We start from the raw sequence: 12494 nt of genomic DNA on the forward strand, positions 1-12494 counted from the left end.
GAGTCCATTCAGGCGTGCGGGACGCAGCCCTGAAACACGAAATGGGCGCCCGGCGCGCGCTGAAGACGGTCAATGTTCGCCAAGTTGCAGCCGTTTTTGGACGGCGCAGACGATGTCGCCTGGATCGCCCTTGTCACTTGCCCGAAAACGCCTAGCTCGTGTGAGGACGCCATCGCCAGCAGGGTCGTTTGATGTTGGGCCTTAACGTCAATTTCCAAGGATTGAGCGCGCCGCCGCGTCAGCCGGCCGTCGGCGGCGTCGCCAGAACTGTGATTTCACGCCCGCGCGATTACGTTTTCAACTTTGTCGCTCGCGATTTCTTCTCGAATTACCAGCGATGGTGCCCGCAAGTCGCGGAACTGGAGCCGAGTGGCGACACGCCCGCGCGCGCCGGTATGACGGCGCGTCAAGTCACCATGGAGCGCGGCATCCGCAGCGAGAGCACGTTTGAGATCGCGGTCGTCGACCCTCCGCGCCTTCTCGCCTTGGAAGGGATCTCGGAACCTTACTCGTCCTCCTACGAATTGGCGTGCGAGTCGGATGGAACCGTGCTGACGTTCACCTTCGAATTGCGCGAGATCGAATTGTCGATGCGACCCTTCGTGAAACTGATACGCGCCGCATTGCAGGACGGCGCAGAGCAGATCGTCGAGAATATTCGGGCGCTGATCGAGACCGGCGGAACTTCAACCGAAAGCGCGAATGCGCCACAATGAAACCGAGGCGGGGAAAATGTTCGTTGTTGAGAAAGATGGCGGGATTATCCCAAAGATTCTGACACAGATCCTCGACTCATGCGTCAATGGCGTCACGCTGGCGGACCCGGACCAAAGCGACGCGCCGATCGTCTATGCGAACAGGGCCTTCGAGAACATGACCGGCTATGGCCAGGAGGAGATCATTGGCCGCAATTGCCGCTTTCTGCAGGGCGACGACCGGGATCAGGAGGGGCTGGCCCCTCTGCGGGACGCCATCCGCAAGCATGAACACATCGAAGTGACGTTGCGCAACTATCGGAAAAACGGCGAGTTGTTCTTCAATAAGCTCAATATCACGCCGCTGCTCGATAGTCGCGGCGCGGTGATGTACTATCTCGGGGTCCAATATGACGTGACCGAGCTTATCCGCGCGGAAGCGGAAATCGACAAGCTGGGGCAGCGATTGAAGGCGCTGGAGAAGACCTGAGCCCTCTATCCATCGCCCGCATTTCTGCTATAACCGCCCCGCACGCCCCGGTTCGCCGGGGCGGCTCCGTTTTCGCGCGACCCTGCTGGACGACATCCCGGCCCCGGCCGCCGAGCGCGGATCACCCCAAAAGACAAGGACATCCGATGTCGATCACGGCGGAGCGCAAGCAGGCGCTCATCAAGGAATATTCCACCAAGGCCGATGACACGGGCTCGCCCGAAGTGCAGGTGGCGATTCTCACCGAGCGAATCTCCAATCTGACCGAACACTTCAAGACGCATGCGAAGGACAATCACTCGCGTCGTGGGCTTCTGAAGCTCGTCTCGCAGCGCCGCCAACTCCTCGACTACGTCAAGGTGCGCGATGAAGCGCGCTATAAGAGCCTGATCGAGCGGCTCGGCATCCGCCGCTAAACCGCAAACTCAAGCGAGAGCGGCGCGCCGATGCGCCGCTTTCGATTACGGAGCGTCGAGAGGGCGCTCGCCACGACCAACGCGTAAGTCATGGCAGGATCGCCGGACGCTGCGTCGACGCTTTAGAAAACATCGCTGCCGCAGCCTCTCGCCGTCTTGCTCATGACGAACCGCAGGTTCATCAGAGAAAGACCAGCATGTTCCAGATTCACCGCGAAGAGATCGATTGGGCCGGGCGCAAGCTCGTGCTCGAAACCGGCAAGGTCGCCCGGCAGGCAGATGGCGCCGTTATGGCGAGCTACGGCGAAACGACTTTGCTCGCGACCGTCGTTTCAGCCAAGGCGCCAAAGCCGGGCCAGGACTTTTTTCCGCTCACCGTCAACTATCAGGAAAAGGCCTTCGCCGCAGGCCGCATTCCCGGCGGCTATTTCAAGCGTGAGGGACGCCCCTCCGAGCGCGAAACGCTGATCTCCCGCCTCATCGACCGGCCGATCCGCCCACTGTTCCCCGACGGCTACCGTTGCGACACGCAGGTGATCATCACCGTCCTGTCGCACGACCTCGAAAACGATCCCGACATCCTCGCCATGGTTGCGGCGTCGGCGGCGCTCACGCTTTCCGGCATCCCCTTCATGGGGCCGGTCGGCGGCGCGCGCGTCGGCTATGTCAACGGTCAGCTGAAGCTCAATCCGACCATCGAGGAGATGAAGCTTTCGGAGCTCGATCTCATCGTCGCGGGAACGCATGACGCCGTGCTGATGGTCGAATCGGAAGCCAAGGAGCTCTCCGAAGAGACGATGCTGGAAGCGGTCATGACCGGCCACCGTGGATTCCAGCCTGTCCTCGATGCAATCATCCGCCTCGCCGAACGCGCCGCGAAAGATCCGCGCGATCTCGTCATCGCCGACACGACGGACGTCGCGAACGCAGTTGCGCAGATCGCCGAAGCCGAGCTGCGCGAAGCCTACAAGCATACGGTCAAGCAGGAGCGCTACGCCGCCGTCGACGCAGCGAAGGCCAAGGTGATGGCGGCGCTGTTCCCAGAGGGCGGCGAGCCGAAATTCAGCAAAGAGCAGGTCGGCGAAGTCTTCAAGGCGCTGCAGGCCAAGGTCGTGCGCAACAACATCCTCGACACCGGCGTGCGCATCGACGGCCGCGACGTGAAGACCGTGCGCCCGATCGTCGCCGAAGTCGGCGTTCTTCCGCGCACGCATGGTTCGGCGCTGTTCACTCGCGGCGAGACGCAGGCGCTTGTCGTCGCGACGCTGGGAACGGGCGAAGACGAGCAATATGTCGACTCGCTCGAGGGCACCTATAAGGAGCGCTTCCTGCTCCACTATAATTTCCCGCCCTATAGCGTCGGCGAGACCGGCCGCATGGGCTCGCCCGGGCGCCGCGAGATCGGCCATGGCAAGCTCGCCTGGCGCGCCATCCGCCCGATGCTGCCGGCCGTGGCCGAGTTTCCCTATACGCTGCGCGTCGTCTCGGAGATCACCGAGTCGAACGGCTCGTCCTCCATGGCGACAGTCTGCGGCTCCTCTCTGGCGCTGATGGACGCGGGCGTGCCGCTCAAGGCGCCGACCGCCGGCATCGCCATGGGCCTCATCCTCGAAGGCGAGCGCTTCGCCGTGCTGTCGGACATTCTCGGCGACGAGGATCATCTCGGCGACATGGACTTCAAAGTCGCGGGCACGGGCAATGGCGTGACCTCGCTGCAGATGGACATCAAGATCGCCGGCATCACCGAGGAGATCATGAAGGTCGCGCTCGCTCAGGCGAAGGACGGCCGTATGCACATCCTCGGCGAAATGGCGAAGGCGATCGCGAGCTCGCGCGCGGAGCTCGGCGAATTCGCGCCGCGCATCGAGACGATGAAGATCCCGACCGACAAGATCCGCGACGTCATCGGTTCGGGCGGCAAGGTCATCCGCGAGATCGTCGAGAAGACCGGCGCCAAGATCAACATCGAGGACGACGGCACGGTGAAGGTCGCCTCCTCGGACGGCAATTCGATCAAGGCGGCGATCAACTGGATCAAGTCCATCGCCTCGGATCCCGAGGTCGGCATGATCTACGAGGGCACGGTGGTGAAAACCGCAGACTTCGGCGCCTTCGTCAATTTCTTCGGCGCCAAGGACGGCCTCGTTCACATTTCGCAGCTCTCAAAGCAGCGCGTGAACAAGACGACGGACGTCGTGAAGGAAGGCGATCGCGTGAAGGTCAAACTTCTTGGTTTCGACGACCGCGGCAAAGTCCGCCTCTCGATGCGCGTCGTCGACCAGGAGACCGGCGAGGACCTGGAGGCCAAGGAAAAGGCCGAACGCGAAGCCGCCGCAGCGAACGGCGGGGAATGATAGGCTTGGGCGGCTCTCGAAGCCGCCCAAATTTTTTGCGCCCAGCGATTCGCCAACGCATCGACGCGCCAGCAGACTGGACAGCTTCACTCACGAGAACCGCCAATCGCGAAGCGGCTCCTTGCCAAGCCCGCGGCGCGCCCTGTCTATAGGCTGGATGCAGCGACAGAGGCGGACATGAACGAGGAGCAGCTTGAGGCGGGGGCGCTCGTCGAGCAGGATCAGAACGTTTCGATCGACGTTTTCGTTCTCGCCAGGCTTGCCGTCACCCTCGCCATTATCGCCGCGACGCTGTTCGTTGCCGCGCCCTTCCTGCCGGCGCTCACCTGGGGGCTCGTGCTCGCGGTTATGTTCATTGGTCCGCATCGCATGCTGGAGCGCTTCCTGCCGCCCTCAGTCGCGGCGGGACTCTCCACGCTGATCGTGGCGCTCGTCGTGGTCGCGCCGCTCCTTCTCGTGTTCGAACGCCTGGTCAATGAGGCCACGGCGGGAGTCGACTACGTCCAGAAAACGGTGCAGGGCGGCCAATGGCGAACGATGCTTGACGCGCATCCGTGGCTCGCGGGCTTCGAGCGCTGGGCGGAGCGCCGACTTGATTTGCAGGCCATCCTGTCGCAGCTCGGCGCCTCTGTGACCAACATCGCCGCGAATTTTTTGCGAGCGTCGACCGGCCAGATCATCACGACCCTGCTCGCTTTCTACCTCCTTTTCTTCTTTTTGCGCGATCGAGCCCTCGCGCTTCCAACGCTCGCCCGCTTGTCTCCCTTCTCCAATCTCGAAACCGGCAAGATCATCGTTCGCGTGCGCGACACGATCAACGCGATCATCTTCGGAACGCTCACCGTCGCGGCGCTGCAGGGCGTGCTCGGCGGCTTCATTTTCTGGGTGCTGGGATTCAATTCGCCGGTGTTGTGGGGGCTCATCATGGGCCTGTTGTCCATCGTGCCGGTGCTGGGTTCGTTCGTCGTCTGGATCCCCGCGACGATCTACCTCCTCATCGAGGACCGGTGGGTCGAAGCCATCATTCTCGGCCTGTGGGGCGGCGTGGTGATCGCCAGCATCGATAATCTGGTGCGGCCCCTTCTCGTTGGCGACAGCATGCGGCTGCACACGGTTCCGGCGTTCGTCGCCATGCTCGGGGGCCTTCAACTCTTCGGCGCGTCGGGCATCGTCCTCGGCCCGATCGTCATGGCGCTCAGCCCGCTGCTGCTGGAGTTCTGGCGCCGCCGGGTGGGGCCCGACGAAGCGTCTTAGCTTCGGCCGCTCGGCTCGCCCAACGCAGCGCCCGACGTGAGCGCGCGTTGAGGCGCCTCGATCAGCGCCATTTCGTCCGCTTCGAGCACGCTGGCGTTCTGCGTAAAGATCACGAAGCCGCGCAGCCGCTTGCCTGGAAAGAGCGGCGCGACGGCCGCGCGATAGAGCGCGAGCTGTCGCAGATGCGCGTCTTCCAATGTGGCGCGCGGCCTTCCGGTCTTGAATTCGGCGATGAAAATCTCGCTTGCCGTTTCGGCGAGCCGGTCGATGCGCCCTGAGACGACCGCCCCATTCTCGAGCGTCGCGACGACGTCGACTTCGGGCGTCGAATCTGGCCCAAACAGCGCGGTGAGGCGCGGGTCTGCGATGACCGCGAGCGCCGCCCGGGCAAGCGCCTCGCGTTTGTCTTCGTCCAGAAAGCCGCCGCGCGCCGCAAGGAAGCGCCACGCCGCGTTTGGACGCTGATCTGGCGCACAGGCCGGCAGATGCTGCAGCAGCGCATGAACCAGGCGGCCGTGCAGCAGACGCTCCGCTTCGCCTCGGCTCGCGGCCGAGCGCTCAGCGCCGTAAGCGACGGCGTCGGCGCCGGCGAGCGCGCTCGACGGACGCAACGGCGGCGCGGGCGCGTCTTCTCTCCTCGCCTTGGTCGTGGCGAAGGAAGGAAGTTCGACGGCGACAGGCCCCGGTTCGCTTCTTTGACACTCAAAACGCGTAGGCGTCGCGCCGCGGCGGAGAACCGTGGCTTCAGATTCGAGCGGATCGGGGAAAGTCTCGCAGTCCGGCTCGAGCGCATCGCGAATGGCGTCGTACCAGCAGCCGTCGGCGCGCCCGTTCACGCCGTGCGCGCCGCAGATGTAAAGCCGCTCCTCCGCCCGCGTCAGCGCCACATAGAGCAGGCGCTGGCTTTCCTCGCGTTCGCGACGCCGATGCGCGTCGCGCGCCTGCCTGAGCGGGGCTGGATCGCTGTCCTTGCCGAGCGACCTGAGGAGAACCGCGTCGTCCGTCGCGCCGAGTGCGTAGAGCTTCGGATCATGTTTGCCGGCGGGCGCGCCGCAGGTGTCCGGCAGGAAGACGATTTTCGCCTCCAGCCCTTTCGCCGCATGGGCGGTCATCACGCGCACGGCGTCGCCCGCCGACTCCATGTCGCGCTTGATCGAAACATCGAGCGACTCGGCCATCGCCAGGAAAGCCGTGAGGGAGGGCGGCTGTTCGCGTTCGAAACTCGCGGCGAGCTTCAGGAATTCGTCAATGGCGTCCTCGGCTTCGCCGCCAAGCCGTGCGACAAGCCGCGTGCGGCCGCCATCCGGGCCGAGAATGCGGCTGTAGAAATCGAACGGCGCGAGTTCGGCGGCGTCGCGTCGCAACCGCTGCAGCCGTTCCGCCGCCTGGCGATGCCGCGCGTCTTCGGATTGCGCAAGCGCTTCGATGAGCGACGCAGAGCGGCCGGGCGCGAGCGCGATGAGATCGTCATCATCGAAACCGAAGAAGGGCGATTTCAACACGCTCGCCAAGGTCAGATCGTCCTGCGGCAGCAGCGCCGCGCGGCCGAGCGCGACGAGATCATGCACGGCGATGTGGTCGGCGAGATTGAGCCGGTCGGCGCCGGCTACGGCGACATGTTCGCTCTTCAAGGCGCGAATGATCGCCTCGAAAAGCGGGCCGCGCTTGCGCACGAGAATCAATATGTCTCCGGCTCGGACAGGACGCAGGACGCCGCCCTCATCGACGCACTCGCCGTTCTCCGGCGCAAGCAGCGCGCGCACTTTGCGGGCGATCCTCTGCGCGAGACGCTCATTGGGGTCGCTGGCGTCGGCATAGTCGAGCGGCAGGCGCCAATCGCTGGCGTCCTGCGTCTTTTCGGCGCCGATCGGCTCCCATATCTCGACGAGCGCGGCGAGGTCGGACTTCCACGCCTCATGTCTTGGCGCGGGTTCCTGCGGATCGCAGCACAGGCCGAGGCGATTTTCCTCGACGGCGAAAATGGCGTCGACCGCCTGAAGAATCCCGGGCGCCGAGCGGAAGGACTGGGTGAGCCTCACGACTTCGAAGCGCCGCCCGACGGATTCGAATCTTCGGTGAAACTCGCGCCGCATGTGGTCGAATTTCTCCGGCGCGGCGCCTTGGAACGAAAAGATCGACTGCTTCTCGTCGCCGACCGCAAAGAAGCTGCGCGGCGGGCCGCTCCTCGCTTCCCGCGCGCCGGCGCCGGCGCAAAATTCGTCGGCGAGCGCGGCCAGAATGTCCCATTGGTGCGAGCTCGTATCCTGCGCCTCATCGAGCAGGATGTGCTCGATCTGCGCGTCGAGCTTGTAGAGAACCCAGGACGGACTCGAACGATGGAGCAGGCGCCGCGCGCCTTCGATCAAATCGTCGTAGTCCAGCAATCCTCGACGCCGCTTGGCGTGTTCATATTCTTCGAGGATCGCGTCGCCGAGCGCGTCGAGCGCCAGCGACCGTTCGGCGGCGGCGGCCGCCTTGCGCTTTTCGATCAGCGGAATGAGCCTGTCGCGTTCCGCCTCCATGCGCGCAAGAAGTAGCGGTTCGCGCTTGGCGAGCGTGGCTGTGATGATTCCCGTTTTTCCGGCGCCGCGCGGCTCGCCATCTTTTTTGAAGAAGGTCGCGAGATAGCTCTCGATACAGTCCGGATGTGGGGCAAGCGCGAAGGCCGCCTCGAGCGAGGCGGCGAGCTTGCCGTCATTGCTCGAACCGCCGCGCAGCCTTTCGGCGAGCGCGGGCCACGCCGCCGGCGGCTCGCCTTCGTCGACAATCGCTTCTTCGATCCGCGCCAGGGTTTCTTCGCGGCGCAATCCGACCGCCGCGAAAATTCCGCCCTCATAATCATCCTGCTCGCGCATGCGCGCGATGGTCTGACGATGCTGCAGCAGTTCCTCGCAGAGCGCGTCGAAGCCGGCCGCGGAAGTGTCGCGGGCGACAAGCTCCAGCGCCTTGCGCAGCGGTCCGCGATCCCGCGTCGCGGCGTCGAGCGCGCGGCGGCGCGCGGCGTCCATCAGCTCGGCGCGCTCGAGATCGTCGACGACGCGGAAGGAGGCCGGAACATTCGCCTCAAGCGGAAAGATGTGAAGCAGCTTCTCGCAGAAGGCGTGGATCGTCTGGATCTTGAGTCCGCCGGGCGTCTCAACCGCGCGCGCGAAAAGCCGCCTGGCGCGATCGAGGTCGAAGCGCGCCCCGACGGTCACGCCTATCCGGCCGATTTCATCGAAGAGAGCGACGTCGTCGAGCGTCGCCCATCGCGCGAGCGCGTCGAACACCCGCGCGCCCATATTGGCTGCGGCGGCCTTCGTATAGGTGAGGCACAAAATCTGCGAAGGCCGCGCGCCGGCGAGCAGCAGCCGCAAAACCCGTTGCGCGAGCACATGGGTCTTTCCCGACCCCGCATGCGCCGAGACCCAGGCGGAGGCGAACGGATCGGAGGCCGTCTGCTGACGCTTGATCGTCAGGCTGCCGACAGGACGTTCGCTCATGCCGTCTCTCCGCCGCCGCGCATCCATTCCTTCACGCGCGCGAGATGATCGTAATCGCCAATGTCGCTGAGGAAGGCGGGATGCGGCCGTGAGGCATAGGGCGTCGATTCGCTGCGAAACTGCGATAGAAGTTCATGAAGCTGCGCGCGATGCGCCGCGACGATGTCGGCGAAGCGCGCGTCTTTCCATTCAAGCCACTGAGTTTCGCCGCCCTTTCTAAGCCGGATATAGGCGGCGCCAGCGACCGAACGCCCGCCGACTTCGGCGAATGCGCCGGCCTCGATCATCGCCGCCTCGAGAGTGAGTTGCGGCGACCAGCCGACTTTGACCTGCTTGTTGGAAGGCGGCGCGCCAGTCTTGTAGTCGAAGACATACGCCTGCCCCTGCCGGTCGATCTCGATGCGATCGGCGATCGCGGTCAAGCGAAATGTGCTTCCGTCGCCGAGCGTCAGCGCCATCTCGCCGCGCGTTTCGACATGTATCTCGCAATCGAGCGCGCGCCGCTCCTGTTCGAACCGGAGCGCATGATCGAGTCCGGCTTCGATGCGCGGCCGCTGAAAGCTTACGAACGCCGGGTCGTCCATGAACCCGTTGAGCTTTTCGCGGGCGAGACCGCGCAGAATGTCGCGCGCGCCAGAGGTAAGCGCGCCGCGCGGATGTTGCAGCACGAATTCCGCCAGCGCTTCATGTATCGCCATGCCGATTTCGCGCGCGCCGGCTTCCCTTCCGATCGGCGGCAGCGGCGTGAGTTTGAGAATATATTCGGCGAAAATCGCGTAAGGGTCGCGCCGCAATCGTTCGATGCGGGTGACGCTCAACCGTTGCGGCCGCAGCGCGAGAGGCGGGCGCGGCTGCGGCCGTTCGATCGAAATGGCCTGCTTAGGGCGGTCCAGCGCCGCTGCGATCGCAAGCATCGCGTCGCCCCGCTTTTTACAGTCCGCGAAAGCGTCGCCCGCGAGCGCCGAGAGACGCGCGATGAAGCGCGAAGGCGTCGTCGGCGCGCCCTCCCGTTTAACGGCGCGACTCAGCACCACGCGCTTCGCGCCCAACGCCATGATGAAATCATGCGCGCTCTGGCCGATGCGCCGCTCCGGCGCCATCAGGCCGAGTTGCCCGCGCATCGAGCGGTTGAGAAAGGCACCCGTGTCGGTCTGCGGCGGCCATACGCCTTCATCCAGCCCTGCAAGCAGGACGACGTCGGCGTCGATGAGCCGCGCTTCGAGAGGACCGAGAATTTTCAACCGGGGATGCGCGCGTCTGGGGCCGCGCAGCATCGTCTCGGAGACAATGCGATCGAAGACGGCCGCGTAGCTTCGCGCGTCGAAGCCTTCCGGCGCCTCCGCGTGCGCGAGCCGTTCGAGGAGTTCGAACAGCGCCGACGCGCCTTCCTCGTCGATCTCGTCGACGCCGGCGATCACGGCGTCGATCGCGGCGCGATGCGCGCGCGCGCGTTCCGACAGCGACGCCGTCGGCGCCAAGCCGGCAAGAGGCGCGAAAGCGGCGTCGATGCGCGAAAGCGTGCCTTCGATACTCCGCCAGTCGTCATCGCTGATACGGCGCGCCGCAGGATGCGCATGCGGCGCGCGCGCCAAATCGCGCGCCGGCGAGACGCGAGACGCCCAGCCGCCGTCAGGCTGCGTGAACGCCCGCAAAACGCCGATCTCGACGAGCGGCGCGAGCGCGGCGATGCGCGCGCGCGAAACGCCGAGCGCCGTCAGCGGATGGGCCAGCAGCGCGGCGACATTCACGGCGCCCGCGCCTTCCGAGCCGATCATGGCAATGAGCCGCGCCAGTGCGCCGATGGGGGTCCGCGCGAGCGGCAGGCCGCCGGAATCATCGATCTCGACGTCGAAGCGCCGCAGCTCGGCGCCGACGCGCCGCGCCACAAGCCGATCCGGCGTAATGAGCGCCGCGGTGCGGCCGGGCGTCTCCAGCGCCTCGCGCATGAAAAGCGCAAGCGCCAGGGCTTCGAGCCGCTCGTCGGGCGCTTCAAGCGCGACGACGCCCTCGAGCGCCTGCGCGAAGCCGTCGCTCTCCGCCGCCTGATAGTCGCGCCACGCGGACGTCGCTTCAGCCGGCGCCATGGCCTGCGACGCCAGGGCGCGGCGCGCCGCGAGCGCTGGACCAAGGCGCGCGAGTTCACGCGCTTCGTCGCGGGCGGCGCCCATCATGGCGAGCAGGCGCTTCAACATCGTCTGCGGATGGGTGAAAGCCGGCTCGCCGACGCTCCCCGCCTGACCAACTCTCACCCAGGCGTCGGCGCTCATGATCTGATCGAGGCCCGGCAGAACCACTGCGCCATTTTCCAGCGCAGCAATGGCGGCGAGCAGTCGCGCCGTCGCCGGCTGCGCGCCCGTGGAGCCGAGCGCAATGACGGGCCCCGCGTGCGGCGCACGAGTGAGCTCCGCGATCTGCGCGTCAACCAGACGCTTCTGATAGGCGCTGGCGTCGATACGGCCCCGCTCCGCAAGAATTTGCGGCCATTCGCGCAGGGCGATCTGCAGAAATCGCGTCGTGATCGCCCAGAAATCGCTGTAGGCCTCGTCGCTGAGCGACTCGAAGGCGTCCACCGCGACGTCTTCGATGTGCAATTCGTCGATCAGAGCGCCAAGATCGGCGGCGAGCGCGTAAGCGGCGGCAGGCGTCGCCGCGACGAGAAGCGGCTCGCTCTCGTGCAGATTGGGCGCGCCAGTTGGATCGATCGAGATGATCGCGCGCCCCAAGGCTCGCGCCCATTGCAGTATGAGCTGCGACAGAAGGAGGCGCCGCTCCAGCTCTTCGATCGGCGCGGCGACGGGCGCATCGGCCTCCATGTCGAAGTCCGCGCCGAAAAGAGCGGCGTTCTCCCGTTCTTCCAGAGCGCCGAGCGGCAGAATGCGCGGCAGCAGCGTCGCGCGCCTATCCAACACTTGCGCGAATTCTGCGGCGAGCGCCCGCGCCGCGCGCTGGGTCGGCACGTAGATCGTCGCGCGCGCCATCGCCAGCGGCGGCGTATCGCGCGACAGGGCGGGAACGATCTCGCCATCGAGCAGCGCGGAAACGAATGTCTTCAGAAACGGCGCGCCAGGCGCGATGGTGAAGAGGTTGCGCCGGCCGGACAGCATCGGCTTCAGCCGCGACGCGCCGCAATCGCCCGTTCGGCTTCCTCAATGGCCGCGACGGTGCCGACGTGAAGCCAAAGACCGCTGGAGACGACGCCGTGGAGTCGCCCTTTGCGGGCAGCCTCAAAGAAGAAGGGCGCGAGTTTGAAGACATCATCGGCGACGCCCGCGAAGACCTGCGGCTTCATCAGTCCCACGCCGGCGTAGACATAGGGTTTGGGGCCTTCGCGTCGGATGATGCGACCTTGCGCGTCGAGATCGAAGTCCCCGCCCCAGTCTATCCCGACGCTTTCCTGCGTTGGCGCGAGCAGCAGCGCCGCATCCATCCTGTCGGCGTCGAAGGCTTCGGCGAGCGCAAGAATGTTGGAGCGCGCAGCGTCGATCCAGAATGCGTCGGTGTTGCAGATGAAAAAAGGATCTTCACCGATCAGAGGAAGCGCCTTCTTGATTCCGCCGCCTTGGTCAAGCAGCAGATCGCGCTCGTTCGAGATCACGATGTGCGGACGGGCGCGGCTGGCGAGATGCGACTCGATCTGATCGGCGAGGTGATGGACGTTGACGATCGCCGTTTCGACGCCCGCCTCCTCAAATTCGTCAAGCGCGCGATCGATCAGCGTGCGGCCGGCGATGGAGACGAGCGGCTTCGGCGTCCTGTCGGTGATCGGCCGCATGCGCGTTCCAAGCCCGGCGGCGAACACCATG

The 12494-nt window shown here is 65.5% G+C and carries 8 protein-coding genes; 5 read left to right on the forward strand and 3 right to left on the reverse strand.

Going from position 1 to position 12494, the window contains the following annotated elements; genetic code table 11:
* Window positions 1–191: 191 nt before the first annotated feature.
* The 5 genes from AC0X69_RS08090 to AC0X69_RS08110 all read left to right on the forward strand — a co-directional run bounded on the left by AC0X69_RS08090 (window position 192) and on the right by AC0X69_RS08110 (window position 5209).
* The gene (locus AC0X69_RS08090) at window positions 192–716 is read left to right on the forward strand and encodes an SRPBCC family protein (RefSeq protein WP_482612953.1); all 525 of its coding nucleotides are present in this window, start codon (window positions 192–194) and stop codon (window positions 714–716) included.
* A gap of 16 nt (window positions 717–732) precedes the next feature.
* A complete protein-coding gene (locus AC0X69_RS08095; protein WP_482612954.1) occupies window positions 733–1185 on the forward strand; it encodes a PAS domain-containing protein in 453 nt (150 codons plus the stop codon).
* A 29-nt stretch (window positions 1186–1214) separates the two neighbouring features.
* Window positions 1215–1601, forward strand: coding sequence for a 30S ribosomal protein S15 (rpsO, locus tag AC0X69_RS08100; protein ID WP_482613327.1), 387 nt, complete (start codon window positions 1215–1217; stop codon window positions 1599–1601).
* Between the two features lie 197 nt (window positions 1602–1798).
* Window positions 1799–3955 (forward strand): polyribonucleotide nucleotidyltransferase, encoded by a 2157-nt coding sequence (gene pnp / locus AC0X69_RS08105; RefSeq protein ID WP_482612955.1) that lies wholly within the window; start codon window positions 1799–1801, stop codon window positions 3953–3955.
* Between the two features lie 177 nt (window positions 3956–4132).
* Window positions 4133–5209: an AI-2E family transporter gene (locus AC0X69_RS08110; RefSeq protein ID WP_482612956.1), complete on the forward strand. Its 1077-nt coding sequence runs from the start codon at window positions 4133–4135 to the stop codon at window positions 5207–5209.
* Here AC0X69_RS08110 and addA read toward each other — a convergent pair.
* Genes addA through AC0X69_RS08125 form a run of 3 tightly spaced genes read right to left on the reverse strand, consistent with a single transcriptional unit; the run spans window position 5206 to window position 12493 of the window.
* On the reverse strand, window positions 5206–8691 hold the full coding sequence (gene addA, locus AC0X69_RS08115) for a double-strand break repair helicase AddA (protein ID WP_482612957.1): 3486 nt from the start codon (window positions 8689–8691) through the stop codon (window positions 5206–5208). The two genes, AC0X69_RS08110 and addA, sit on opposite strands and share 4 nt — an antisense overlap.
* A complete protein-coding gene (gene addB, locus AC0X69_RS08120) occupies window positions 8688–11795 on the reverse strand; it encodes a double-strand break repair protein AddB (protein ID WP_482612958.1) in 3108 nt (1035 codons plus the stop codon). Before addB ends, addA begins: the two co-directional genes overlap by 4 nt.
* Window positions 11796–11800: 5 nt before the next feature.
* The gene (locus tag AC0X69_RS08125) at window positions 11801–12493 is read right to left on the reverse strand and encodes a nucleotidyltransferase family protein (protein ID WP_482612959.1); all 693 of its coding nucleotides are present in this window, start codon (window positions 12491–12493) and stop codon (window positions 11801–11803) included.
* Window position 12494 lies beyond the last annotated feature (1 nt).

Source organism: Methylocystis sp. Uni0008 (assembly GCF_056838045.1).